The sequence below is a fragment of the Nostoc sp. genome (assembly GCF_036917415.1).
Classification (GTDB): Bacteria; Cyanobacteriota; Cyanobacteriia; order Cyanobacteriales; family Nostocaceae; genus Nostoc.
Genome location: NZ_JBALDJ010000126.1, coordinates 1 through 25,415 on the forward strand (window position 1 = coordinate 1; position 25,415 = coordinate 25,415).

The 25,415-nt window shown below is 42.1% G+C and carries 22 protein-coding genes; 10 read left to right on the top strand and 12 right to left on the bottom strand.

The window, feature by feature from the left end; translation table 11 throughout:
* Positions 1-48: 48 nt before the first annotated feature.
* Positions 49-2,310, bottom strand: coding sequence for an NACHT domain-containing protein (locus tag V7K41_RS31020; RefSeq protein ID WP_334854345.1), 2,262 nt, complete (start codon positions 2,308-2,310; stop codon positions 49-51).
* Between the two features lie 173 nt (positions 2,311-2,483).
* On the opposite strand from V7K41_RS31020, the gene V7K41_RS31025 reads away from it, so the two are divergent.
* Complete coding sequence (locus tag V7K41_RS31025; RefSeq protein ID WP_334854346.1) at positions 2,484-2,714, top strand: hypothetical protein; 231 nt, start codon at positions 2,484-2,486, stop codon at positions 2,712-2,714.
* A 128-nt stretch (positions 2,715-2,842) separates the two neighbouring features.
* Here the strand turns inward: V7K41_RS31025 and V7K41_RS31030 are convergent, their stop codons facing one another.
* Positions 2,843-2,977, bottom strand: a complete 135-nt coding sequence (locus V7K41_RS31030) for a hypothetical protein (protein ID WP_334854347.1) — start codon at positions 2,975-2,977, stop codon at positions 2,843-2,845.
* 120 nt (positions 2,978-3,097) lie between these two features.
* Here V7K41_RS31030 and V7K41_RS31035 point away from each other — a divergent pair, with 120 nt between their 5' ends.
* Entirely contained in the window at positions 3,098-4,243 is a 1,146-nt protein-coding gene (locus tag V7K41_RS31035; protein WP_334854348.1) for a hybrid sensor histidine kinase/response regulator, read from the top strand.
* A 191-nt stretch (positions 4,244-4,434) separates the two neighbouring features.
* Entirely contained in the window at positions 4,435-5,817 is a 1,383-nt protein-coding gene (locus V7K41_RS31040) for an aldehyde dehydrogenase (protein ID WP_334854349.1), read from the top strand.
* Between the two features lie 86 nt (positions 5,818-5,903).
* Here V7K41_RS31040 and V7K41_RS31045 read toward each other — a convergent pair whose 3' ends face one another.
* From V7K41_RS31045 to V7K41_RS31055, 3 genes are all read right to left on the bottom strand, one after another.
* Complete coding sequence (locus V7K41_RS31045; RefSeq protein ID WP_334854350.1) at positions 5,904-6,509, bottom strand: sulfite oxidase-like oxidoreductase; 606 nt, start codon at positions 6,507-6,509, stop codon at positions 5,904-5,906.
* A 295-nt stretch (positions 6,510-6,804) separates the two neighbouring features.
* A complete protein-coding gene (rpmF, locus tag V7K41_RS31050) occupies positions 6,805-6,978 on the bottom strand; it encodes a 50S ribosomal protein L32 (protein WP_094328804.1) in 174 nt (57 codons plus the stop codon).
* A 196-nt stretch (positions 6,979-7,174) separates the two neighbouring features.
* Positions 7,175-7,666 carry a hypothetical protein gene (locus V7K41_RS31055; protein WP_334854351.1) on the bottom strand — a complete coding sequence of 164 codons (492 nt, stop codon included), beginning with the start codon at positions 7,664-7,666 and terminating at the stop codon, positions 7,175-7,177.
* Between the two features lie 202 nt (positions 7,667-7,868).
* Here V7K41_RS31055 and V7K41_RS31060 point away from each other — a divergent pair, with 202 nt between their 5' ends.
* Positions 7,869-9,725 carry a caspase family protein gene (locus V7K41_RS31060; protein WP_334854352.1) on the top strand — a complete coding sequence of 619 codons (1,857 nt, stop codon included), beginning with the start codon at positions 7,869-7,871 and terminating at the stop codon, positions 9,723-9,725.
* A gap of 111 nt (positions 9,726-9,836) precedes the next feature.
* Here the strand turns inward: V7K41_RS31060 and V7K41_RS31065 are convergent, their stop codons facing one another.
* Complete coding sequence (locus tag V7K41_RS31065; RefSeq protein ID WP_334854353.1) at positions 9,837-10,214, bottom strand: Mo-dependent nitrogenase C-terminal domain-containing protein; 378 nt, start codon at positions 10,212-10,214, stop codon at positions 9,837-9,839.
* A 517-nt stretch (positions 10,215-10,731) separates the two neighbouring features.
* Here V7K41_RS31065 and V7K41_RS31070 point away from each other — a divergent pair.
* Positions 10,732-11,346, top strand: coding sequence for a hypothetical protein (locus V7K41_RS31070; protein ID WP_334854354.1), 615 nt, complete (start codon positions 10,732-10,734; stop codon positions 11,344-11,346).
* A gap of 156 nt (positions 11,347-11,502) precedes the next feature.
* Here V7K41_RS31070 and V7K41_RS31075 read toward each other — a convergent pair whose 3' ends face one another.
* From V7K41_RS31075 to V7K41_RS31090, 4 genes are all read right to left on the bottom strand, one after another.
* Positions 11,503-12,063 carry a Uma2 family endonuclease gene (locus tag V7K41_RS31075; RefSeq protein WP_334854355.1) on the bottom strand — a complete coding sequence of 187 codons (561 nt, stop codon included), beginning with the start codon at positions 12,061-12,063 and terminating at the stop codon, positions 11,503-11,505.
* Between the two features lie 153 nt (positions 12,064-12,216).
* Complete coding sequence (locus V7K41_RS31080) at positions 12,217-13,989, bottom strand: ribonuclease J (RefSeq protein ID WP_334854356.1); 1,773 nt, start codon at positions 13,987-13,989, stop codon at positions 12,217-12,219.
* Between the two features lie 281 nt (positions 13,990-14,270).
* Positions 14,271-15,155, bottom strand: a complete 885-nt coding sequence (dapA, locus tag V7K41_RS31085; protein ID WP_334854357.1) for a 4-hydroxy-tetrahydrodipicolinate synthase — start codon at positions 15,153-15,155, stop codon at positions 14,271-14,273.
* Between the two features lie 140 nt (positions 15,156-15,295).
* Positions 15,296-16,333, bottom strand: coding sequence for an aspartate-semialdehyde dehydrogenase (locus tag V7K41_RS31090; RefSeq protein ID WP_334854358.1), 1,038 nt, complete (start codon positions 16,331-16,333; stop codon positions 15,296-15,298).
* A gap of 866 nt (positions 16,334-17,199) precedes the next feature.
* Between V7K41_RS31090 and tig the strand changes: the two genes are divergently transcribed.
* The 4 genes from tig to V7K41_RS31110 all read left to right on the top strand — a co-directional run bounded on the left by tig (position 17,200) and on the right by V7K41_RS31110 (position 22,038).
* Entirely contained in the window at positions 17,200-18,639 is a 1,440-nt protein-coding gene (tig, locus tag V7K41_RS31095) for a trigger factor (RefSeq protein ID WP_334854359.1), read from the top strand.
* Positions 18,640-18,971: 332 nt separating this feature from the next.
* Positions 18,972-19,670, top strand: a complete 699-nt coding sequence (gene clpP, locus V7K41_RS31100; RefSeq protein ID WP_334854360.1) for an ATP-dependent Clp endopeptidase proteolytic subunit ClpP — start codon at positions 18,972-18,974, stop codon at positions 19,668-19,670.
* 9 nt (positions 19,671-19,679) lie between these two features.
* A complete protein-coding gene (gene clpX, locus V7K41_RS31105; RefSeq protein ID WP_334854361.1) occupies positions 19,680-21,020 on the top strand; it encodes an ATP-dependent protease ATP-binding subunit ClpX in 1,341 nt (446 codons plus the stop codon).
* A 97-nt stretch (positions 21,021-21,117) separates the two neighbouring features.
* The gene (locus V7K41_RS31110; protein ID WP_334854362.1) at positions 21,118-22,038 is read left to right on the top strand and encodes an alpha/beta fold hydrolase; all 921 of its coding nucleotides are present in this window, start codon (positions 21,118-21,120) and stop codon (positions 22,036-22,038) included.
* Positions 22,039-22,052: 14 nt separating this feature from the next.
* On the opposite strand, the gene V7K41_RS31115 is transcribed toward V7K41_RS31110, so the two are convergent.
* Both V7K41_RS31115 and V7K41_RS31120 read right to left on the bottom strand, forming a co-directional pair.
* The gene (locus V7K41_RS31115) at positions 22,053-23,252 is read right to left on the bottom strand and encodes an FAD-dependent oxidoreductase (RefSeq protein WP_334854406.1); all 1,200 of its coding nucleotides are present in this window, start codon (positions 23,250-23,252) and stop codon (positions 22,053-22,055) included.
* 58 nt (positions 23,253-23,310) lie between these two features.
* The gene (locus tag V7K41_RS31120) at positions 23,311-24,294 is read right to left on the bottom strand and encodes a GntR family transcriptional regulator (RefSeq protein ID WP_334854363.1); all 984 of its coding nucleotides are present in this window, start codon (positions 24,292-24,294) and stop codon (positions 23,311-23,313) included.
* A gap of 297 nt (positions 24,295-24,591) precedes the next feature.
* Between V7K41_RS31120 and V7K41_RS31125 the strand changes: the two genes are divergently transcribed.
* Positions 24,592-25,332 carry a dienelactone hydrolase family protein gene (locus V7K41_RS31125; RefSeq protein WP_334854364.1) on the top strand — a complete coding sequence of 247 codons (741 nt, stop codon included), beginning with the start codon at positions 24,592-24,594 and terminating at the stop codon, positions 25,330-25,332.
* Positions 25,333-25,415: the final 83 nt, after the last annotated feature.

A 25,415-nucleotide genomic window follows, 5' to 3' on the forward strand; every position in this document is an offset into this window, starting at 1 on the left:
TTTACCCTAGCCCGGATAGTCCCACTTTGTTTCCAACTTGATTGCCTATCAGGCAAGTCCTTTTGTCAATAGGGTTTGAGACGCGCTAACCCTGCCTCGTAATTGCTTAATCCAATTATAACTATTAGCTTTCCACCATTTTTTATGTTCTTCTTTGCTACTAGTTATGTTAGGTAACTGACCTCTAAGTAATTTAAATTTTTGCTCAATCTCTGGAGCCATAATAGAAACAAGATCAAGTTTTCTTAAAAATAGAGGATAACCAGAAATCAAATTAGTCTCCCTAGAAAATTTAGAGCCGTAAGGTATACGTCTAAATTCGATTCTAGTCGGATTTATTTTAGCATCGAAAAGGGCGCCATTAAGTAGATTATCAATAGCAAGGTTAATAAAATCTTTCAGCTTCTTATCAGGAACTTTACCAACGTTATATATTTTACTATCAATAAATTGACCTACAGCATGGATTTCTCTATCGATAGCAGGCGAAAGACTGTTGTTAATAGTATGAATATTAGGGTTATCAAGGGCAAAGTAGAATGCACGAATGGCAGCTGGTTTATAGGAAGCATCAACTGTAATAGATTTCTCACTAACCCATTTTAAGAATTGCTGTAACTTCTCATCTTTTCCAACCAGTTCATCAATTTTTTGCTTCATCAATAGCACCAATTCATCAGCTTTACGCATCATGCCTATAGTAAGCAAAAAAACCTCCCGCCAGCGTTTATCAGTAATATGTTCCACCAAACTATTCCAGGCAGAATTAGCAACAATTTCCCTAGCAGTGAAATATTCTTGAAACGTCAAGTGAGAGAAAGAATAGATTCCCTTTGCTCTTTCTATCAATAACCCATGCTGTGCTTCAATCGCCTTCAAAACAGCTTCGCTGTCTAGTTCCAATTCTTTTAGCTCAGTACTAGCATCACGTAAATTGCGAATGAAGTCAGCAATGTATGCTTCAACTGTTTTTTGCTTAAAGAAATAGTCTTTCTGCTCAAAAGTAGTAAGGGCAATTTGACTCAGCAAATCTTCCTTACGGTGCAGCGACAGGTTTTTATAAACTTGATCACGCTCAATATTGCGTTTGGCATCCCATTTTTTGAGCAATACATCCAACCCTTCTTTATAAAGTTCGGAACGATTTGCTGGAAAATCTGCACTTTCCCCAAATACCAAACACAGCAGTGTTAACAATAGCGGATTGGTAGCCAGTTCTTGGATCGGTCTGTTCTCTTCCAGTTTTTGGATGAAATGCTCACCTTTTACCGGGTCACTTAACCGAAACCAGTTTTCGGCAAAAATGGCGATTTGTTTTTGGTCAAAATCTGCCATTTCCACCTCAGTGAACCGTTCAAAGGTGTATTCTTTGGCAGCAATTCGACAGGTAATCATGAACTGATTGGTATGAAACTGCTCAGAAAGATCCAAAATTTGCCGTAAGACACGCTTCGTATCCTCTTCACGAACTTCATCCAACCCATCTAGTAACACTAATGCCTTACCTTGTTTCAACAGTTGGTCTGCTCTAACGCTGGCATTATTCACTTTAGAACTTGATAATTGTTGAGTAATATATTTCAATACATCTGGCTGTTCGGGCGCTTCTGCAAAGGCCTTGAGGGTGATGAATAAAGGAACTCGGTTTGTCAAATACTGCCCCTCAATGCACTGCATTGCCAAATACTTCAAAAATGTGGTTTTACCTGCTCCGGGTTTTCCCAAAACCATCAGCTTACTGTAGCGTTGCACCACTTCCAGCCCTGATACTCGCTTCTCAGTTACTCGGCTAAGTCCAAAGTGACCAAAGTGTTCTGGATCGCAGTTTTGCAATAGTTCAGGGATATCCAGTCGCCTGCGTCCTGTGATTTTCTCCAGAATGTTGACGTTGGTATAGATGCCTCGCTCTCCAGTTAATTCAATTGGCTGGGGCATATCCAGCACATGTATCGTTCCACACTTTTCTTTAATGTTGGGTTTAACCTGTTCGCGGATTTCTTGAACTAGAGCATCAATATCATTCTCTGCAACGTTAGCAGTTGATCTACCAGAAGGTTTCTGCTGGGAATATCGCTTTTCGAGATACTCTCGCAAGCGGGTTTCTTTCACAGGCCCACTGCCATTGATACAGAACTTCTTGTAAATCCCCGTTAAACAACTACTGAGATTGCTATCAGAGATATTGAACGTTTGTGTAACTTGAACTCGACTCTTGCCATTACTGAAGATTTCCAAAAAGACCGCCTTTTCTCGGTTTGATAATTCGCTGTATTGCTCTAGTTGTGTCAGGAAGTCTCTTGGTAACGACATATACCTAATGTGAAATCGCCTTAAAGTTCAGTCTAGCTCGCGTTTACAGAGATTTGCGGTTAGTCAAGATATGTCAAGACAAGTCAATCTAAGTCACTACAAGTCAAATAAATAACCACAAAAGAAAATTGCGACATTGAACTCAGTCAAGCAACTGAGGCGATCGCAACGCAATGCTAGAAACACTAATCCCCCTAGTTATCAACAAGTCTATTGAAGTTATCCTAAAGCTACTACTGGAAAAAATCTGGGCATGGCTGTTGACGGATAAAAGCTTCCAACGCCTTAACCATTTTCTGAAAATGCAGATTTTTGTACTCTATCTGGATTGGATTTTGCTCAAAACATCTCTAAAATCTCTACCGGAGCTAGCAAAAGAGAACAATTTAGACACAAGTGGCTAGTTGTGAAGGAGGCAACGGTTTCCTCTATGCTCTAATTTTGAAAACAAATTGTACAGAATGCTGAACAGAACCTATCCTAAATACGGGAAAGTTCGCTCTACCATAAGAAGTATGTTGTCCTAAGTAACTCAGAAGGCACTCTTAACTCTTGGGCGATCGCCTACGCAATTATATCTCCAGTTCCCTACGAAAACCGATACATCAAAGGCTACATAAATCATTCCACCATCTGCTGTATCCAAAGCTAAAATTTTACCAGCCATAATTTAATAGTAAAAAATACTTCTTAGCTAGGGAGGCTTACTAAAAAACTTGGCAGACAAATTGTTACAAATACAGCTAGTCTTACAAAAATTTACTTTTACCCCATACCTTGCATCTATATGACTTCACAATCTTCTCGCTCTGATAAAATTCTGGTTGTCGATGACTCTCCTGATAATGTGTTTTTGATCAAAACTATTTTGGAAGAAGAGGGTTACACGATTAGCACCGCAGAAAATGGGATTTCGGCCTTGGCAGAATTGAAAGCTTCTCCTTGTGATTTAGTTCTGCTGGATCTGATGATGCCAGATATGGATGGGTACGAAGTCACCAAGCACATTCGTGGAGAGATGAAATTGCCGCAATATATCCCTATATTGCTGATCACTGCCCACGATGCGCCCAACGTCGCCCACGGACTAGACTTGGGTGCTGATGATTTTATCCGCAAACCTGTAACAGTAGATGAATTGCTGGCACGAGTGCGATCGCTCCTGCGTTTGAAGCATAGTATGGATGAACGTGATGAAATTGCCCGCCAGCGAGAAGATTTTGTCTCCCGTCTCACCCACGATTTACGCACTCCCTTGGTAGCCGCAGATCGTATGTTGATGCTATTTCAGCAAGGTGCTTTGGGAACATTATCAACGCAAATGCAGGAAGTAATCGCTATCATGGCCCGTAGCAATATCAACCTGCTTTCTATGGTCAATACCTTATTGGAAGTTTATCGTTTTGAAGCGGGTCGCAAAAGTTTAGCGTTTCAACCAGTTAATCTGGGTCAATTACTAGATGAAGTGACTGGAGAATTGTCACCCTTAGCTCAAGATAAAACACTGTCCCTAAATTTGGACGTTACTGAAGAGTCAATCACAAACACAGTGATGGGCGATCGCTTGGAACTGCATCGTCTATTTACCAACCTTATAGGCAATGCGATCAAATTTACCGAAGCTGGGTCTATTACTATTTGTTTTACTTCTCAACCCCAGTTCAACAAAAGTAATCAATCTCAGTTCTCTGAAAAATCCAATTCCGTTGACTACATTAGAATTGAAATAGCGGATACTGGCCCAGGTATTCCCCATGAAGAACAAGCCACCATATTTGAACGATTTCGCCAGGGCAGTCACAAGAGTTCTGGTAGTGGCTTAGGACTGTACCTTGCTCGTCGAATTGTCGAAGCACATCAAGGTATTATTCTGCTTAATTCCGAGTTGGGGAAAGGTAGTGTATTTATTGTGCTTCTACCCATCAAAACATGAGAAAATTAGTAATTATAAATTATGAATTACAGAGTTTTTTATCATGATAATTCATAATTTATAACCTTACTACTATCTACCGATAATTTAAACTCAAAACTTCAATTATAAAATCAAACGCTAAGAATTGACGAATCAAATATTCTGAGATAACAGCATTAGCCTTAAATACTTTTTGATAGGACAAAACAATGATTACCACTGAATTATCTAACATTGACAATATTATCCAGAATCAGCGAGATTTTTTTCAAACGGGCAAAACTAAAGATGTAAATTTTCGCATTGAACAACTAAAAAATCTTAAGCAAGCAATCATTGAGCATGAACAATCGATAGTCGAGGCATTACAAGCGGATTTACATAAACCAGAAGTGGAAACTTACCTTACAGAAATCAGCGTAATTAAGGATATTGATTACGCAATCAAACATCTTCAAAACTGGACTAAACCCCAAAAAGCAGCAGTTTCCTGGGATTTTTTTTCCTACTCAGCAAAAATTTATCCAGAACCATTAGGAGTTGTCTTAATTATCGGCCCTTGGAACTATCCATTTCAGTTAATTATCTCACCGTTAATAGGTGCGATCGCAGCCGGAAATTGTGCAATTATCAAACCTTCAGAAATTGCTTCTCATACGTCTGATGTCATTGCTAAGATTATTGCCAAACATTTTGACCCTGCTTATCTTGCAGTGATTGAAGGAGGCGTGGAAGCAAGTCAAAAACTACTTGCAGAAAAGTTTGACCATATCTTTTTTACTGGTGGCACAGCAGTCGGCAAAATCATTATGGCAGCAGCAGCAAAATATCTTACACCAGTGACTTTAGAATTGGGTGGGAAAAGTCCTTGCATTGTAGATACTGACATTAATCTTGAACACACTGTCAGACGAATTACTTGGGGCAAATTTATTAATGCTGGACAAACTTGTATCGCCCCCGATTATCTTTTAGTTAATAAAACAATCAAGAAAGATTTAATAGATGGTCTGGAAAAATCTTTAAAAGAATTTTATGGTGAGAATCCTGTAAATAGTCCTGATTATGCCCGGATTATTAGTCAAAAACACTTTGATAGGTTAGTTCACTTTCTCAAAGATGGAAAAGTTGTCGTCGGGGGAGAAAATCAACCTTCAGAGCGTTATATTGCCCCAACACTGATTGATAATGTCTCACTTGAAGATTCTGTCATGCAGGAAGAAATCTTTGGGCCCATTTTACCCATGATTGAATACACTGACATTGCAGACGCGATCGCTTTGATTAACTCTAGACCCAAACCCTTGGCGTTATACTTATTTTCTCAAGACAAAAACCTGCAAAAGCAAGTTTTGCAGCAAACTTCCTCTGGTGGAGTTTGTATTAACGACACAGTTATGCAGGTTGGTGTCTCGTCTTTACCATTTGGTGGAGTGGGAGATAGCGGTATCGGCAACTATCACGGCAAAGCTAGCTTTGACACCTTTTCCCATAAGAAAAGTGTTTTGCAAAACTCCTTCTGGCTCGATTTGAAATGGCGATACGCTCCATATCAGGGCAAATTGCCGCTAATCAAGAAACTTCTAGGTTAAAAAAAGTTATGAGTTATGAGTTATGAGTTATGAATTTTTAACTCTAAATTCCTAACTCCTAACTTCTAACTCTTAACTATTAATTATTAAAACCCAAAAGCTTTGCTGTAACGCTCCTCAGCCCAAGGTTCACCACGGCGATGGTAGCCATTGCGTTCCCAAAAACCAAGTTCTTCAGCAGCTAAAAATTCCAAACCATTAATCCACTTAGCACTTTTCCAAGCGTAGAGGTGGGGTACAACTAAACGCATCGGCCCACCGTGTTCAGATGGAAGGTCTTCACCAAAGACTTTAAAAGCAAAGAAGTTTTCTTCGCGCAGAAAATCTTCTACAGAAATATTGGTGGTGTAGCCGCCATAGCAGTGTTCCATAATGTGGGCGACTTTTGGGTCTAATTCAATCAGACTTATGAAATCTGTAACTTTAATGCCAGTCCATTTGACATCGAGTTTAGACCAGCGCGTTACACAGTGGAAGTCAGATGTGAATTCATGTTGAGGTAGGGCCATAAAGTCTGACCAACTAAAGGTAGCAGATTTTGCTAAACCCCAAACTCGAAACTCCCATTCCTCAGTGCTGACTTGGGGAGTTTCACCGTAAGTTAATACCGGGAAACCTTTAGCTAAATGTTGACCAGGAGGGACGCGTTCGCTTTCTTCTTTGCCTGGTTTCTGAAAAAATTTTCCTAGCATAGTTAGAGAAAAATAAGTTTTCTCAAGATGTTTACAAGCTTTTTTGCTGAGTTGCCAACAGTATCAGATGTTTTACTCTTTATATAAACTTTTGAATGATAGGTAATGGGTAATGGATATTTCCAATTACTCACTACCAATTTTTTTCGATCTAATGAGCTTATGTAGAGTGTCTATGATTCATAATGCAATCAGGAAAGCTAAGAAAAAGCATTTATCTAGCGATCGCAAGTTTGATTGTTGAGTTTGGCAATCAAATCTATCGGTGCTGTTCATGCTTTTCCTGACTGAAAAATTATGATTCTTCTTCCTCTTCTTCAGCAGCTGGATAAACAAATGTAGAACGTCCAGTCAAAATTGACTTACCCAGAGATAGGGCTTTCTGAGCTTCAACGACGGCTTTATGCCTCCAGGTAGCTCGACGTTTATCTCGTTTTGATTTGGAAGTTTTCTTCTTAGGAACAGCCATGTCAGCAGATATCGTGATTCTTGACAACCTTCTTATTCTAGGCCATCCACTGACGCCAAGGACAACAGTTGAGTCAGCAATAAGTAAGTTGGGTTAAGACTGACGCAAACACGCAAGAACAGAAACAATCACCTTCTTTAAGTCACCCAAGGTTCCGAGCCAAGAAAGCTTTGGCTCGGACTTCTAGCTCAACCCGTCATTTTGGCGTTGACACAGCGCTAGCTGCTGGAACTTGATTAGAGTTATTTTCAAAGAAAAGTAAAGATCGCGCAGTTTTGAAGTAAGTAGCCCAACTTTGAGCATCAGGGCGCGATCGCCATTGAGGACGACTGACATCTAATGTCAGGACTGGTGCGATCGCTCCATAATTTTGTACGGATACAATGATGGAAACATCTGTCACCAAGATATCTTGGTCGAAGCTCCTTTGAGCAGCTGCCCTAGCGACCGCTTCCGCCCTCCTGAGAACGGTTTCATAGTTTTCTTCCGGTAGGCGGTCAATAGCTAGATCGACTCTAGCGGTGTAAGCTCGCACAACCTGCGGTGCGATCGCTTCCATCAAAAACCACGCAGGAACAGTAGATATGAGCAAAACTACTAAAGGAATTATCCGGATTCTTCTGGCAATTTGGCTAATAACTGAAAAGGGAACGAGCGATGATGGTAGGTGAGCAGAAATTTTGCTCATGACCTTCTATCTCCTTAGTAATGATCTGTTATTGAAATTAGGTAAAGGTATTTTCCGGCTTAATAACGTCATAAAAATTACATTTTAACTTAAGATTCAATCAGAATCACCTAGACTATAAGACATTGGTTAGCTTTGTTTTTTTGGCAAAGCCAACCGCAATTTTAAGACCAGCAAACAACAATAACTGACAAAGAGCGGGATGGCAAATTACTGGGCGATCGCGATTGGTATCAATCAATATCAGTTATTTCAACCTTTAAGTTGTGCCCAAGCAGATGCTGAGGCACTAGAAGATTTTTTGGTGGCAGAGGCAGGTTTTCTCCCCAAGCACTGTCTAGTCATGACAGATACTTCGCCGCCGATTGGGGATAGGTCAACTTACCCGACGAAGGAGAATATTTTGCTGCTACTTGAAGATTTGGCAGCAACAAGTTGGCAACCAGAAGACTATCTGTGGTTATTCTTTAGTGGTTATGGAGTCAACTACAAGGGCAAAGATTACTTAATGCCAGCAGAGGGCAACCCCGAACTCGTGCAACAGACTGGTATAGAATTGCGATCGCTAATGCAAAGTCTGCAACTTGCCGATTTGAATGTATTGCTACTACTCGATATCAACCGCGCTTTTGGCACTCAAGCGGATGCTCCCGTTGGTGAAGAAACAATAGAACTAGCCCAAGAGCTACAACTGGCGACAATTCTTTCTTGCCAACCAGAGCAATTTTCCCATGAGAGTAGCGAACTAGGTCACGGATTCTTTACAGCAGCTTTGTTAGAAGCTTTACGTTCTGGTAATGGCAGCAACTTGGCAGATTTAGAAAGCTACCTAAGCCTGATCGTGCCAAAATTATGTCACCACCACTGGCGTCCTATCCAAAACCCTGCCACGATCATCCCATCAAGGCAGCAAGTAATCTTGCCAAAATTGGCAATGGAAAGTGATTTTCAACCAGAACCGATAATTTATCCTGAAGAATCTTTTGCTGTTGCCCTTGCAGCCCCTCCCCTTGACGATTCCTCTAAAACTTCACCAGATCGGGGCAGACAAGGAGAAGCTAGTGTTAACTCCTCGCTCCAGGTGAAGGGTAAAAAAGTTCAGGAATCAGGTGGCAGCTTAGTTTCCCTGCCAATGCCGGAAACTTCCTTGGGAGTGAATACCAGAGGAAGATTTATCCCCAATTCTTCCAAAGGTTACGTGTCTCGATTGCCAGCAAATCAGCCAAGCATCCCTTTTTGGAAACAGTTTATCTTGTGGGGCGGAGGCAGCTTGCTGGTAGCAGGTTTAATTGCCGTAGTTTTTCTACGTAATCAAGAAACTTTTAGAATTAAGCAAATATCAAGTAAATCACCCAATGCTACTGTTAGCGATCGCCAGGTTGTCGAGAATTTACCAAGCGATCGCACTCCACCAGCAAGACTTAACAACCAATCTAGCGCCCAAATAACCTCTAGTTACCAGTCAAAAAAGCGAAATCAAGCAGTATTAGACCTGGCGAAAATGTCGCTCAGACAAACTCAGGCTAACGATTTGAGCATGGCGATCGCTACAGCCCGGAAAATTCAACCCGGTGAACCACTGTACGAACAAGCTCAGGAGAATATTAAGATTTGGAGCCAGATGATTTTAGATTTAGCAGAAGGTCGTGCTAAACAAAGACAGTATGCCAGCGCTATTGCTGCTGCTCGATTAATCACCAAAGATGAAGCCCCCTACGCCAAAGCACAAGCAGCAATTAACCTGTGGCGGCTAGAGGGTAAGCAGTATGTAAGTAACAAAACTCTTTTAGATGCAGCTAATGCTTTAATTAAGTCCGAACAGGCATCTACCTACAATCGGGCGATCGAAGTTGCCAAGAAAGTACCATCAGGTCAACCAGGCTTCGATACTGCCCAAAAATCGATCAATAACTGGAGTGAGAAAATTTTAGACCTGGCAAAGCGTCGCGCCACCGAAGGAGAACGTAATGCCGCAATTGCAACCGCAGCTTTAGTGCCAGAGGAGACAGGCGCTTACGAAGATGCTCAGGATGCCATCCAAAAATGGCAAAAGAAATAGTAAAAAAATAGTAAAAGAATTGTTAGGAGTTAGGAGTTAGGAGTTATATTATTGATCCCCGACCTGTTACTCCTGACTCATAACTTTTACCTCATCTCTCATATCTCAGTATTAGCAGTACTGTGATACATCTTCGCTACATTCGTCGGCTAGATAGCACAACGCTCGGAAACGTAAACCAACCACTTCTTCATATAAGGGGTTGAGCTTGCACATGGGTGGGATGTGAAACAAGCTTTTCCCAAATAATTTGACATCGCGCTCAAAGGGGCACTGAGATGGAATCAGTTTGCACAAGCGGTGAGCTAGTTGGCGATCGCGAACTTGAATGTTTTCTACTCGTTGCCGTAGGGGTTGGAGAATATCCCAGTAAGGCTTGGAAGCAGAATGGTTTTGCTGGGTTACTTTGTGGTCACTAGTCTCTGCTTGATTGATTGATACCCAGCTAGCCAGAAAAATCTTTTTTGTGGTATTGTCGAATACCTTCATGGTTAACCCTCTGTGTTATTGAGGCTATTCACCTTTTTGATGAATATATACAACGTGGCAACGAACTTTCCCGGAAAAATCGCGTTCTGACTGCGATATAATGTAATACCTGATTAGCCACTTAAGTCAGAACCTAATTTATTACTACGTCAAGTTAATCGCAATTTTCTGGGGATCGGTAGTGTAATATTACGATCTTGTTCATAACTTGACATAGTTTAGATTTTAATAAAGACATCCATCATTGGATAGGCTTTAGTGTAACATTTACAGAACTTAATATAAGGTGTTTCTGAAAGTATTTTTGCTAAGTATAAACATCAATAATATTCTAGAAGGCATTTTCCCTCTCCGTGTTCCCACTTTCTCACATAAGTGTGTCCTATTCATTGCTGGCTGAATGCCGTAGAAGTAGATTTTTGCTCGACTAGAATCAATTGCATTTCACAAAACTTAGGTTGGCAGTGCGATTTGAGAATGATATAGTCTGAAGCATTAAAATCAGATCAGCTTGCTTATGGGTGTTTCTGTACTCTACAGCGCAATTCCTCCTGACAGTCCGCTGTACGCATGCCTTCAACGGGAAAAGGCACTCAGCATCCTTGTAGTTTCTCTTTTCCCCTATGGTTGCGGTATTTTCCGCTTTTTTGAGATTGAGCCTGAAGAGATTAACGAAATCCTTGAATATGTTATCGAAACACACCAAGAGACTTTTGGATCTGAGCTAGAAACAGATCGGATAATCGCTGAATTACGGTCTGAGTTAAGGCTTACTCGTCAAGCCTATCCAGGGATTAAAGATAGAACGGCATCACTAGAAAAATCATCTGCTGAGATCGAGAAACGTTTGTCGCAGGAGCTATCGAGAAGAAAGTTTGCGAATGCCGATGAGATTGTTGAAAAGCTCATGTTTGGAGATCAAACTCTTGCTCCAACTCTCTTGTCAACAGATGAGTCATTAGGACTTATATCCCGCAAGCTAGTCAGTGAAGGAGCCAGAATTTTTCGACAGATCGATCCTGAAACACTGTTTGCAAGAAATGAATGGTATCTTGACGACTTTGAGCGGTGGAGAAATTTGTATCTTTCAGCAGCCGAGAAAAATGAGGAGATATTGGTTGGAATTGCTTGAGGTGACAGCAAGCTAAAAAGTTAGATCGCTCTACCGAGTTGAACATTACAAAATTTAGGCGATGCCTTTGGCAACGTCTTCTCATGTCGGAGACGCTGCGCGAACGACGAACGCAACCAGTATTTTTTTGATTTCACGCAAAGGAACCAAACAACCTTAAGGTGAAAACACCTGCTGGGCTGTCAGGGTTAATTCTGGGAACGTTTGAGAAACAACCCGTTGGTCTTCGATAAACATTGTTTGCTTGTAACTGCTCTGATTTAGCAAACACACAGTTATTTTATTTTCCAAAGGATCGACAATCCAATACTCGAACACACTCATCGCCGCATACTCAAAGGTTTTTTGGTTATAGTCTCTGTCAATAGATTCAGGGCTTACCACTTCAACTAAAAGGGGTGGAGCTGTTTTGAGGATAGCCGAGGTAGTCTCAATACTTTTTGCCTGTTCATTAGTAATTACACAAACATCAGGTCTTCTAAGTTGTTTATTGGTCAGCACCTCTGTACCGTTAGGGCGCGGTTGTAGAGGCAGTCCCATTTTTTGAATTTCTAAAAAAAAGCGAACTAACAGTAGGGTGATAATCGCCTCATGTTTGCCAGTACCAGGAGGCATTTCTACCAGCACCCCATCCTCAATTTCATAGCGCTTGTCGGTACCATCATCAAAATTGATGTATTCCTCAAGAGTACTAATTTTTATTGGTGTTTTAGTCATAGCGATCGCCTCCAATAACTATAACTATAAGCAAATACAAGCTGCTGCGGCTTCTATACTTATACTCAGAAACTGTATTTCACGCCAAAGCGCAAAGACGTTAGAAAAACTCTACGTCTGTGCGCCTCTGCCTGAGATTTTACCGTAAATTCCCTACGATGCTACTTGAGCAGCAGTCCGAGTGCGTCGTCTTCTGCCATCAGCAACTTTCACAGGTGGCTCATCAGGGATTTGCATCAACAAAGTCACAGATGGCTGACATTGCAATTCCCGACGGATGGAACGTTGTAATTCTCGCTCTAAAGTACCTTGCAATCCACCCCAGTCTATATCTGCTGCTTGACTTTCGCTAGGAGCAAATTCTGTCCAGCGCACAGTGAGGATTTCTTCAATTCGTTGTTTTACCCAGGTTTGTAGGAGCGATCGCTCTACACTTGTCACTACACCTCGGAGGTGAATTTCTGGTTTTGCCAACAGTTTCCCATTCCAATCAATGGCAGCTGCGATCGTGATAATGCCTTCTGAAGCCATGCGTTGCCGTTCTTGCAGAACTTTGGCACTTACCATACCCGAACTAGTAGTATCCACCAATTCGATACCAGATGGCACTTTCCCAGCGACGCAAATGGCATCTTCTGTCAATTCGACAATATCACCATTCTGAATAACGATCATGTTTTCTGCGGGAATGCCCATACTTTGAGCCGTTTCTGCGTGCTTCACTAGCATCCGATGTTCGCCGTGAAATGGCACAAAGAACTTGGGTCGAGTTAAGGCAATCATCAGCTTTTGTTCTTCCTGACAGCCGTGACCGGAGACGTGAATCCCTTTATCCCGACCATAGACCACTTTTGCACCTTGAATCATTAATTTATCAATAGTGTTGACTACAGCGATCGTATTTCCGGGAATTGGGTTAGCAGAGAATACGACAGTATCTCCTTGACGGATTTTAATGTGAGGGTGTTCTTTGTTGGCAATTCGGGTCATTGCTGCCATCAATTCGCCCTGAGAACCTGTAGTTAAAATCAGTACTCTTTCATCGGGTAGATTGCGGACAGCGTGCAATGGTTGTAGCAGATTATCTTCACACTTGATGTAACCTAAATTGCGGGCATGAGCAATCAAGTTCAGCATAGAACGCCCGACAACTGTCACTACACGATTCTGCTTTTTGGCAATATCCAAAATCATGTTGATGCGATGGACGCTAGAAGCAAAGGTAGTAACGAACAATCGCCCAGTAGCTTGACTAAATACTCTCTCCAGATTGGGATAAACTGAACGTTCCGAAGGTGTAAATCCTGGCACTTCTGAGTTAGTGGAATCACTCAGTAAACAAAGAACGCCTTTTTCACCATGTTCTGCTAGGCGTTGCAAGTCAAACTTTTCACCATCTACTGGGGTATGGTCAATTTTAAAATCCCCTGTGTGAATAACTACACCCAGGGGAGTATGAATGGCAACAGTAAAACTATCAGCGATGGAGTGAGTATTACGGATATATTCAACTAAAAAGTTTTTGCCAATCCGCACTACATCACGTGGTAAAACTGTTCTGATTTCTGTGCGATCGCGGACTCCTGCTTCTTCTAATTTACCCTCTAGCATTGCCATTGCTAGTCTGGGGCCATAAATCACTGGAATATCAAATTGCTTAAGATGAAAAGCAATTCCGCCAATATGGTCTTCATGACCATGAGTCACGATCATCCCTTTAATTTTGTGGCGATTTTCCCGCAGATAGGTTGTATCTGGTAAAACAATATTTACTCCGTGCATCGCCTCTGTGGGAAAAGCTAATCCTGCATCTAACAGGACAATTTCATCGTCATACTCAAAAAGACAGGTATTTTTACCAATTTCATGCAAACCGCCCAAAGGAATAATTTTCAAGGCGGAATTATCAGCTTCGTTTTTAGCCATTTTCTTGTTAGATTGTTACTTGTGGTTAATTAAGTTGATAGTTAACTTCACTTGTATTTAAGACAACATCATTTGTCTCTTAAGTTAGTTCCAAAGCAATCAAGTTTTAATTGAAGATTTCAATTTTTTATTCAATAAAATCAACTGTAAAACTCAAGGATTTATAGTATATCTATCAGTCCTAGCACAGGTTTTTAAATTGCAACTTATGAACAATTACGATCGTTGTTTATATGTATCTTTGGCAAGGAGAATACTACCAGCATTTAAATAGCTGGTGGCTAGATTAAACTAAGTTCTTTCAGAACCGCTTCTAACTTTTGACTGACTTCTAAATCAGCTTCACATAGCGGCGGACGAGTTGAACCAACCTCCCAACCTTGAAGTTTCAGTGCTTTTTTCACTGGAATGGGATTTGAAGTGAGAAATAGAGCTTTAAACAACGGGAACAGTTGGAGATGAATCTCGCTGGCTATCTCAATTTTTCCTGCACTAAAAGCTTGAATCATCTGCTGTAGTTGGTTTCCTACCAGATGAGAAGCCACACTTACCACACCCTTTGCCCCGATCGCTAACAAGGGCAAAGTCATGTAATCATCACCAGAATAGATGTAAAATTCTTTTGGTGTCAAGCGACGAATTTCGCTTGCCTGATCTATATTACCAGTGGATTCTTTAATCCCGACAATATTGCTAACCTCAGCTAACCGGGCAACTGTTTCTGGCTGAAGGTTTTGTCCGGTACGACCGGGGACATTATATAACAACAACGGTAAGTCGGGACAGGCTTGTGCTATTGCCTTAAAGTGCGCTTCCAGTCCCGCTTGCGGCGGTTTGTTGTAATAAGGAACAACTTGTAAGGAACCATGTACTCCTATTTTAGACGCTTTTTGGGTGGCTGCGATCGCTTCTTTAGTGGAATTCGATCCGCAACCTGCGATTACCTTGGCTTTTCCGGCCACGGACTGCAATACCTCGACAAACAACTGGTATTCTTCATCCCAACTTAGCGTCGGGGATTCTCCGGTTGTGCCGCACATCACCAATGTATCTGTACCGTTGTTGGCTAGATGCGCCGCCAGTTCTGCCGCTACATCATAGTTGACACTACCATCTGCTTTAAATGGCGTAATCATAGCGGTTAAAACATTGCCAAAATCTCCCACCCTTTTTTCACTCCTGATTACCCATGTTTTTATATCTTGGTGGTTCTCTATTGTAATAACCTATCTGCAAATTGCTTTCAAGTGTCATTTGTCATTTGTCATTTGTCATTTGTCCTTTGTCTTTTGTCACTTACTAATGACTAATGACTAATAGCTAATGGTTTGAGTAGATTTTTCTCTACCAACAACTCAGCGATTTGTACTGCATTCAATGCTGCGCCTTTGCGAATTTGGTCGCCACACAACCATAATTCCAACCCACAAGGATGAGAAAGATCCTGACGAATTCTTCCCACTAGAACTTCATCTTGACCTGTTGCTTCAATGGGCATCGGAAAATGATTAGTTCCCCAATCTTCGACCAATTTTACTCCAGGAGAAGAATTTAAAATTTCTTTGGCTTCCTTCGCACTAAAGGGAGTCTCAAATTCTAAATTAATGGCTTCTGAGTGGGCGCGGAGTACGGGAACCCGTATACAAGTTGCAGTGATTCTAATTTGCTGAGTACCAAATATTTTTCGGGTTTCGTTGACCATTTTCATTTCTTCCTCACAATAACCCAAATCGTTTAATGGGGAGTTATGCGGGAACAAATTAAATGCCAATGGGTAAGGCAATATTTCGGCAATCGCTGGCTGTCCTTGTAGTATAGCGCTTGTTTGGGTTTTGACTTCTGCCATTGCCCTAGCCCCAGCACCACTAGCAGATTGGTAGGTTGCAGCGACGATGCGTTGCACTGGTTTAACTTTATGCAATGGCCAGACTGCCACAGCCATTAAAATTGTTGTGCAGTTGGGGTTAGCGATAATGCCTTGGTGATTCGCTGCGGCTTGGGGATTCACCTCTGGTACTACTAAGGGAACTTCCGGGTTCATCCGAAAGGCACTGGAGTTATCAATTACCACTGCGCCCTTTTCCACAGCAACTGCTGCCCAAGTTTTGGATGTGGAACCACCTGCACTAGCTAGTACTATATCTACATTTTCAAAGGCGCGATCGCTCACTGATTCTATTGGTATATTTTCCCCTTTAAACCGTAGCGATCGCCCGACACTGCGCTCTGATGCCAATAACTTCAAGTCAGCAACCGGAAAATTACGGCTTTCTAATAATTCCAGCAACTCTGTGCCAACTGCACCGGTAGCTCCCAAGATAGCTAAACGATAGGATTTCGACAAATTTGCTTCCTCCTTTAAGAGACTTAATCTGCAATTTATTGGAACAATTGACAATTTAGTTATATTTAAATAGCGATCGCAGTCTGGAAATACATTTTTAATAGGTTTATATTTTTCTTTAATTTAGTCTATCTTTAATATATTTAATACATTTATTTTTTTGTTTGTTTAATAAGTTAAGTGATGTTGCATTTTAAAATAACGGTGATTTATTTTTTTTCATCAATAATTTTAACTCTAACTATATATTATACAACAAACCGCCATTTCTCATAAATATGTAGTAGATATCTGCACTTAGGCGTTTAACTAAGCATCCTACCTCTAAAGAAACAAATGTATTGGTTGCAAACTTGCTTACCAAGATGATGAATAAACTAGGATCTAAATAAAGCCAGCACAACTTCAAATTGAGCTATGCGGTTTAAGTAACAGATGCGCTCTCGTACCACACACAACTTAACAATAGCTAGATAATAGCTAGACTTAATACTATAACTTTAACCTGGGGGTACTAACCACTCTTTGAGAACCAGGATATCACGGCGTTAGCCCACTGAATAATTAATTCCTAAGTTTTAGAGTGAGTCGGGAGTGAAGAAGGGAATAGGGTATGGGTTACAGATTTATTCCCTATCACCTGTCACCTCCCCCCTAATCCCAATGCCCCATTAACCAAATTGTTATGAAGGTAAAATGTCAAGTCCTTGATAATTGGCAGTAAACTGGATCTTTGCCCCAGGACAAACATCCATCCTTGGATGCCACAAGACCCTAAGAGACATCAAGCCATAAACGCAACCAATTATTTTATTGCGTTTTGTGTGTACTCGGAGTATAAAATACCAGAAAACTAGAGACGAAGCATGAAAGTTACCCAGGAAAAACTTCCCGCCAGCCAAATTGGCCTGGAAATAGAGATTACGCCGGAAATTACCAAGCAAACTTACGAACAGGTGATTAAAAACTTAGCGAGTACTGCCAATATTCCTGGGTTTCGTAAAGGCAAGGTGCCTCGGCCGATATTACTACAACGGCTGGGTACAACTCGAATCAAGGCAGCGGCGCTGGAAGAACTAATTCAAGATGGCATTGAGCAAGCGGTTAAACAAGAAGCCATCCCGGCAATCGGTCAGCCGCAATTGCGCTCTTCCTTTGAGGATTTGATTAATAATTATGAACCTGGAAAACCGCTGACGATTTCGGCTGCTGTGGATGTAGAACCAGAAGTGAATCTAGTGCAGTACACTGATTTGCAAGCCAAGGCCGAAGAAGTCAAGCTCGATCCAGAACGAGTGGAAAACACGCTGGATAAGGAACGTCAAGAATTGGCGACATTGATTCCTGTGGAAGGACGTGCCGCTCAAATCGGCGATATTGCCGTAGTCGATTTTAAAGGTTCATTCGCCAGAGTTGAGGGCGAGGACGAAACAGCTCAACTAGAACCGATTCCCGGAGCTGAAGCAACTGATTTTCAAGTCGAGTTGCAAGAAGATAAGTTTATTCCAGGCTTTATTTCGGGAATAGTGGGGATGAATCCTGAAGAAACTAAAGAAATTGCGGCGCAGTTCCCAGATCCGTATGCTAATGAAGATTTAGCTGGAAAAGCGGCAACTTTCACAGTGATGCTCAAAGAACTGAAGGAAAAGGAGCTACCAGAAGTAAATGACGATTTAGCCCAAGAAATCAGCGATTTTGAAACCTTAGAGGAGTTACGCGCTTCTTTGGTAGAGCAATATCAAAAAGAGGCGGACGACAAAACAAAAACCAATAAGCAGGAAGCCTTGTTAACGGAACTACTCAAGCACGTAGAAGTTGACTTACCAGCAACATTGATTGAGCAAGAAGTGGATGCAATGCTAACGCAAACAGCTATCCGGCTGTCTCAGCAGGGATTGGATGTGAGAAAGCTGTTTACTCAAGATATTATTGGGCAATTACGGGAGCGATCGCGTACTGAAGCAATTGAACGCATTAAACGCTCCTTATCCTTGAGAGAAATCGGCAAACGCGAATCTATCAAGGTAACACCAGAAGAAATCGCAGCCAGAGTCACAGAACTTTTGGAGCAATACCCAGAGGAACAAGATGTTGATGAAGATAAACTGCGCTCAATCGTGGAAAACGAACTGTTAACCGAAAAAATCATCGATTGGCTCTTAGAACACTCATCAGTTGAACTTGTACCCGAAGGTTCTTTGAGTCCTGCAAAGGAAACAGAAGACGCAGAATCAGATGCTGATGGTGATGCACCTCAGACAGAGCAAGGAAACAGCGAAATTTCTACAGAAGTCACAGAAGGATAATAAAAAATCCCACAGCCATGAGTTCACCAGTTCTGAATTAAAGTACTGGTGAAATGGGTAAGCTAAGGGAGATGAGAAAGTACAGGGAGAAATAACCAATGCCCCATGCCCCATGCTCCATAAGTCAGGGATGAAGTCAAAAGAATTAAAGAATTAATGAATTTTTGGCAAATAGTGACACCTGTTATCACTTGAACTTGATAGTGTGTTACACGAGAGGAAATTATATGAGGCATAATGGTTAACACGTAGCTTATAAAAATTCCATTCGTTGAAAAGGCAGCATCTGCTGCTGAAACATTTGTCCTAAATAATTGTCAAAGAAAGCTTGTATGCTTGAATCGCAGTCGGGAAATTCCCCAATCAACAACTTAAGTCGAATAAACATTAACTCCCAGTTAAGCAGCCCTAGCAACATCGTACCGATGGTGATAGAGCAATCTGGCATGGGAGAAAGAGCTTTCGACATCTACTCCCGCCTGCTGCGAGAGCGGATTATCTTTTTAGGAACGCCAATAGACGATGCCGTAGCCAACTCAATTGTGGCTCAATTGTTATTCCTAGACGCTGAAGACTCAGAAAAAGACATCCAACTGTATGTTAATTCTCCTGGCGGCTCCGTCTACGCAGGGATGGCAATTTATGATACAATACAGCAAATTCGCCCTGATGTTGTTACCATCTGTTTTGGATTAGCCGCGAGCATGGGGGCATTTTTGTTGACAGCAGGAGCTGCCGGTAAGCGAATGTCTCTGCCCGACTCCCGGATTATGATTCACCAACCACTTGGTGGCGCTCAAGGTCAAGCCATTGACATTGAAATTCAAGCCAGAGAAATTCTTTACGTTAAGGCTAAGTTGAATCAGTTAATGGCTCACCATACTGGTCAACCCTTGGAAAGAATTGAAGCAGATACTGAGCGCGACTTTTTTATGTCGGCAGAAGAGGCAAAAAACTACGGTTTGATCGATCAAGTCATTTCCAGGCAAAATCTTCCTGTAGCAGGGGAGAACGTCACCATTCTGAAATAAGAGGCTGGTATGTCTAAGTACGACTCCCATTTAAAATGTTCATTTTGTGGCAAGTCTCAAGAGCAGGTGCGTAAATTAATCGCAGGGCCGGGAGTCTACATCTGCGATGAATGCGTTGACTTGTGTAATGAAATACTAGACGAGGAGTTACTCGATACTAATGGTGCGGCAGCACAACCAGCACCAAGAGCAGAGCCACCTGAAAAACGGCGTACCCACTCTGCTAGTATTTCGTTTAATCAAATACCCAAGCCAAGAGAGATTAAAAAGTATCTAGACGAACACGTCATTGGTCAAGATGAAGCGAAGAAAGTGCTGTCAGTAGCCGTTTACAATCACTACAAGCGGCTAGCAGTCATTCAGTCTAAAGCCAGTGGCAAGCCAGGGGCGGATGATGCCATAGAACTGCAAAAGTCCAACATTTTATTAATTGGCCCGACTGGTTGCGGCAAGACTCTCTTAGCGCAAACCCTAGCGAAAATCCTGGATGTACCTTTTGCCGTAGCCGATGCGACGACGCTGACGGAAGCAGGGTATGTGGGAGAAGATGTGGAAAATATCTTGCTGCGACTGTTGCAGGTGGCAGATTTGGATATAGAGGAAGCGCAACGGGGAATTATTTACATTGACGAAATTGACAAAATTGCTCGTAAGAGCGAGAACACGTCAATTACCCGTGATGTTTCTGGCGAAGGCGTGCAGCAAGCCTTGCTGAAAATGTTAGAGGGAACGATCGCTAATGTACCACCTCAAGGAGGGCGCAAGCATCCTTATCAAGACTGCATCCAGATTGATACAAGTAATATTTTGTTCGTCTGTGGTGGTGCCTTCGTGGGCTTAGAAAAGATTGTAGATCAGAGAGTTGGCAAAAAAGCAATCGGCTTTGTGCAACCGGGAGAAGGGCAATCCAAAGAGAAACGAGCAGCAGACACTCTTCGCCATCTAGAACCGGATGATTTAGTAAAATTTGGCCTGATTCCAGAATTTATTGGGCGGATGCCAATGGTAGCAGTAGTAGATCCGCTAGATGAAGAAGCGCTGATGGCGATTCTCACCCAACCACGCAGCGCCCTAGTGAAGCAGTACCAAAAGCTGCTGAAGATGGATAATGTCCAGTTAGATTTTAAAGCAGATGCTTTACGAGCGATCGCTCAAGAAGCTTACCGCCGTAAAACTGGTGCTAGAGCATTACGTGGTATTGTCGAAGAATTGATGTTAGATGTAATGTATGAGTTACCATCCCGTAAGGATGTGACACGCTGTACAGTTACGAAGGAGATGGTCGAGAAGCGATCGACTGCCGAACTGATAATACATCCGTCTTCATTACCGAAGCCAGAATCAGCTTAATAGTCATTAGTGATTAGTCATTAGTCATTGGTCAAAAAATAAGGAATAATAACCATGTACCAGGGACTAATGACAACTGACAAAGGACAAATGACTAATGCCTTATATTAATGTTCGTGGCGTTGAGCATTACTACGAATGGGTGAAAAAACCATCCGGTTCTTTGGTAAAACCAGTGATGGTTTTCCTGCACGGTTGGGCTGGTTCGGCTAGATATTGGCAAAATACTGCTGATGCTTTATCAGAGCAATTTGATTGTTTACTCTACGATTTGCGGGGATTTGGCCGTTCTCGTGGGAAGCCAACCATCGCCCAAGCAAGTGAAGCTGTTGCTGAATCTGAGTCACCACAGGAAGAATCAGAGGCAATCAGAGAGTTAACCTATGAATTAGAGGAATACGCTGATGATTTGGCAGCTTTGCTACATGGGTTGCATATTCAGCGTGTTTATATCCATGCTCATTCAATGGGTGCGTCTGTTGCCACTTTATTTTTTAACCGCTATCCCGAACGAGTGGAACGAGGAATTTTAACTTGTAGCGGCATTTTTGAATACGATGAAAAATCCTTTAGTGCTTTTCATAAATTTGGTGGCTATGTAGTTAAATTCCGTCCCAAATGGTTAAGCAAAATTCCATTTGTTGACCAAATGTTTATGGCCAGATTTTTATATAGTTCCATACCACATTCTGAGCGGCAAGCTTTTTTAGAAGATTTTCTCGAAGCAGATTACGATGCGGCTTTAGGGACAATTTTTACTTCAGTCAGTAAGGCTCAAGCTGAAGTGATGCCCCTTGAGTTTGCCAAGCTGACAGTGCCGACTCTACTGGTGGCGGGGGAGTATGACAAGATTATTCCAGCTGAGATGGGCCGTCAAGCAGCTGCACTGAGTGACAAAGTGGAATTTGTGATGATTCCCAACACAGCGCATTTCCCAATGTTGGAAGATGTACCAACTTATCTGCAACGTGTACAAGAGTTTTTGCAAATTAACACGCCAAAACCACAAGTCAGATAACTAATAGCGGTTTTTTAAACAGTTAAGTGTACCTGTGTGATACCTTGACGCATTTCATATTGTCGCTTTAACCAAGACTTTTGAATTGTTTTACGGAGCAAGGGAGCAAGTTGAATCAACAGCAAACGCAGTAGTGCATTTTTTCGCAGTAGTTCGCCTTGTTTAGCTTCCTCTAACTGGAGTTGCTGGGCGCGGATAATTTCTGGCTCCCGTTCTGCTTGGATATGCGATAATGCCATGTCGATATCCTCGTATCCAGTTTCTTTGTCCAATAATGACACAAGATGATTAGCGGCGACAATCACATCACGCAATGCTAGATTAATTCCTTGAGCGCGAACAGGAGACATTGGGTGTGCAGCGTCACCCAGAAGCAGTACCCCTGGTGCGTGCCATTGTGGACAATAACCGACCACAACAGAAAGCCGAATGGGGGATTCGATGGTGTCTGCATGATTACGGAAATGCTCTGCTAGCCATGAAGGTGATAGTGAGGCAAAAATCTCTGCCCAGTTGGTTTGCTTGGAGTCAGTGTTTTCGGTTGCGGACATTATCCAAGCCAGATGCAATTTTCCTGACTCTGCTCCGTGAAAGATGGTAAATGCGCGATCGCCATTTACAATAGTACGAAACACATTATTATCTGCAAACTCAGGACTGGCGGCAAGTTTAAACCAAAGAATATCAATATTTTTAGGCTGGCGTACCAATTCCAATCCTATACGTTGTCGCACAAGGGAATTTCGACCATCTGCCCCAATCACTAAGTCAGCAGCAAATTCTCTCCCATCGCTTAGTACTACACCTGCGACACGTTGATTACTCCATAGCAAATCCTTGACAGGAACACCCTGGATAAATTCAAACCCATCATTGGTTTGAGCTGACGAAATCAGTGCTTTGAGTAGTGGTGGTTGTGAAACCAGTTTACAGGGTCGAGTTGCCTCCATTGGTTCATCAACTCGAAACAACTGCTTGTCCCCGATAATGAATTCCCACGCGTCAAGTTGCCGATGAGGAATATCCTCCAACAACGCCGATAGACCCATTTCCTCTAGGGCATCTAAGCCACTGGGCATTAATCCTTCACCGCGAAATACACGATGAAAGTCTTTTGCTGCTTCAATTAACGTTACAGTAATACCACGTTTTACAAGGAGCAGGGCAAGTGTTACACCTGTTGGGCCTGCACCCACAATCACAATCTGCACTATCCCATTCCTCCTGTATCAGTTGCTCTCAAAGATGTTGGTAGAATTAATAATCTTGAGATTAACTTAAACCCAGTTCTCGTTTTAGCAAGTTAATTGAGTTAGCGCCGATATAATTTTCAACTTTAATCAGCTTTGGTGGGCGAATAATATCTTCATCAGATGCTTGCACGGCTGCTTGTACTGCCGCAAAACTGGCTTGATCGCTTATGATTACCTCAGCCCGCTTAACCATAGCATGAAGTTTATAAGCATCTTTTGGTTGCGAAGTCATCACTAATAGTTCATCTCCTCGCAGACCGTGGAGGATGACTTCTGCGGCTCGTGCAATCCCGGAACTGAGGCTGACTATCCCAACACAGTTTTCTTTTGGTAGAGTTTTCAATAGGTTGAGTTCCTTGCTGTAGTCGTAGATATCGAGAGGAATCACCCGTGCAGCTTTTGGAGCTGCGATCGCTTCTACATTACTGATAAAATAACGACTTGTGACTACTGTCGCAGAGGTGGTTTTATCTAACACAGCTGTCAATTCTTCCATTGCTACCAACTGGACTGGGATTTTTAGCGATCGTTCTAATTCATACACCATCAACTCACCAGCACCGATGTCATAAGATGGAACTGCAACCAGTACCCGCGCACTACAACGCAAGCGCCAGTCAATTTCCGCTAAAAATAGCTCTCTGGCTTGATTTAGCGAACATCCTTGGGAGAGCAGCTCGTCAAGTGCTTGCTGGACAACTTGATATGCATCAGGATTTTGTTTGAGAATTGGTGATTGCAGCCTACTACCGCCCTCATGACCTTGGGCACGAACATAAATACCCGAACCAGCCATACTTTCAACAAATCCGTCTTCCTCTAGTTGACGGTAAACCTTACTTATGGTATTACGGTGTAACCCGGTTTGCATTGCCAGCGCTCGTGTGCTTGGTAATTTGTAAGCAGGGGGATATTGCCGAGAAGCGATCGCAAATCGGATTTGATTAAACAGCTGGGTTGATGCGGGAATTTCGCTGTCTGGCTGAATACGGAATTGAATCATCACCAAACCTCCTGAATACTAAGTGCTAATGAGTGCTGAGTTCTGAGTGCTGAGTGCTGACTTTTGAGTATTAAGTGTTACTTTTATGCTCAACACTTTTAACTCAGCCTTCTTTTTTGACCAGCTACATTTGCTACATTTCAAATAAGTTTATTTACATATAAAGTTTTTCTGATACAAATTTCTAATGCGCTCACTATTGGTAATTGATAATTTAATTAGAAAAAAGCTAGGCATACTGGCATAGTTATATCAAATAAACACACGGCTAATCACATAGCACTGGTAAAAATTATTATGACAGAGCAAGCAACAATTACCACAACGGTTAATCTTTTGCAAGATAATATTCAAGTGTCTGCTTATCTAGCAGAGCCAGAAGAATCTGGTTCTTACCCAGGAGTCGTGGTATTGCAGGAAATTTTTGGTATCAACACTCACATTCGGGAAGTTACAGAACGGATTGCCAAACTTGGGTATGTAGCGATCGCACCTGCCCTTTTTCAACGTATTGCTCCTGGCTTTGAAACCGGATATACACCCGAAGATATTGAAACAGGCAGAAGCTACGCTATGCAAACTCAAGCCTCAGAGTTATTGAGCGATATTCAACTAGCAATTGACTACCTCAAAAATCTGCCCCAAGTCAAAAAAGATGGCTTTGGCTGTATTGGCTTCTGCTTTGGTGGTCATGTTGCATATCTTGCAGCCACCTTATCAGATATTAAAGCTACGGCTTCCTTTTACGGTGCTGGAATTACCACTCGCACACCAGGAGGTGGCGCTCCCACTGTTACCCGCACCAAAGAGATTCCAGGTACTCTCTATGCCTTCTTTGGCAAGGAAGATACTAGCATCCCAGCCGAACAAGTAGATGAGATTGCAGCAGAGTTAGAAAAATATAAAATTCCTCATCGTGTGTTTCGCTACGATGGAGCTGAGCACGGATTTTTCTGTGACCATCGCGCCAGTTATAATCCTAAAGCTGCGGCTGATGCTTGGGAGCAAGTCAAACAACTCTTTAGCCAACTGAACTGAAGCATACACAGCCAAGTTTGTCATTGGTCATTGGTCATTGGTGAATAACAAAGGACAAATGACAATCTAAACTTCAGTTGCAC

Bases quoted from the DNA above. Each gene is read 5' to 3' on its own strand.
- clpP (WP_334854360.1), top strand. From the start codon at position 18,972: ATGCTTGAATCGCAGTCGGGAAATTCCCCAATCAACAACTTAAGTCGA.
- V7K41_RS31075 (WP_334854355.1), bottom strand. From the start codon at position 12,063: ATGACTAAAACACCAATAAAAATTAGTACTCTTGAGGAATACATCAAT.
- V7K41_RS31070 (WP_334854354.1), top strand. From the start codon at position 10,732: ATGGGTGTTTCTGTACTCTACAGCGCAATTCCTCCTGACAGTCCGCTG.
- clpX (WP_334854361.1), top strand. From the start codon at position 19,680: ATGTCTAAGTACGACTCCCATTTAAAATGTTCATTTTGTGGCAAGTCT.
- V7K41_RS31120 (WP_334854363.1), bottom strand. From the start codon at position 24,294: ATGATTCAATTCCGTATTCAGCCAGACAGCGAAATTCCCGCATCAACC.
- V7K41_RS31065 (WP_334854353.1), bottom strand. From the start codon at position 10,214: ATGAAGGTATTCGACAATACCACAAAAAAGATTTTTCTGGCTAGCTGG.
- V7K41_RS31030 (WP_334854347.1), bottom strand. From the start codon at position 2,977: ATGGCTGGTAAAATTTTAGCTTTGGATACAGCAGATGGTGGAATGATT.
- tig (WP_334854359.1), top strand. From the start codon at position 17,200: ATGAAAGTTACCCAGGAAAAACTTCCCGCCAGCCAAATTGGCCTGGAA.
- V7K41_RS31025 (WP_334854346.1), top strand. From the start codon at position 2,484: ATGCTAGAAACACTAATCCCCCTAGTTATCAACAAGTCTATTGAAGTT.
- V7K41_RS31110 (WP_334854362.1), top strand. From the start codon at position 21,118: ATGCCTTATATTAATGTTCGTGGCGTTGAGCATTACTACGAATGGGTG.
- rpmF (WP_094328804.1), bottom strand. From the start codon at position 6,978: ATGGCTGTTCCTAAGAAGAAAACTTCCAAATCAAAACGAGATAAACGT.
- V7K41_RS31035 (WP_334854348.1), top strand. From the start codon at position 3,098: ATGACTTCACAATCTTCTCGCTCTGATAAAATTCTGGTTGTCGATGAC.
- V7K41_RS31080 (WP_334854356.1), bottom strand. From the start codon at position 13,989: ATGGCTAAAAACGAAGCTGATAATTCCGCCTTGAAAATTATTCCTTTG.
- V7K41_RS31060 (WP_334854352.1), top strand. From the start codon at position 7,869: ATGGCAAATTACTGGGCGATCGCGATTGGTATCAATCAATATCAGTTA.
- V7K41_RS31045 (WP_334854350.1), bottom strand. From the start codon at position 6,509: ATGCTAGGAAAATTTTTTCAGAAACCAGGCAAAGAAGAAAGCGAACGC.
- V7K41_RS31040 (WP_334854349.1), top strand. From the start codon at position 4,435: ATGATTACCACTGAATTATCTAACATTGACAATATTATCCAGAATCAG.
- V7K41_RS31055 (WP_334854351.1), bottom strand. From the start codon at position 7,666: ATGAGCAAAATTTCTGCTCACCTACCATCATCGCTCGTTCCCTTTTCA.
- V7K41_RS31020 (WP_334854345.1), bottom strand. From the start codon at position 2,310: ATGTCGTTACCAAGAGACTTCCTGACACAACTAGAGCAATACAGCGAA.
- V7K41_RS31125 (WP_334854364.1), top strand. From the start codon at position 24,592: ATGACAGAGCAAGCAACAATTACCACAACGGTTAATCTTTTGCAAGAT.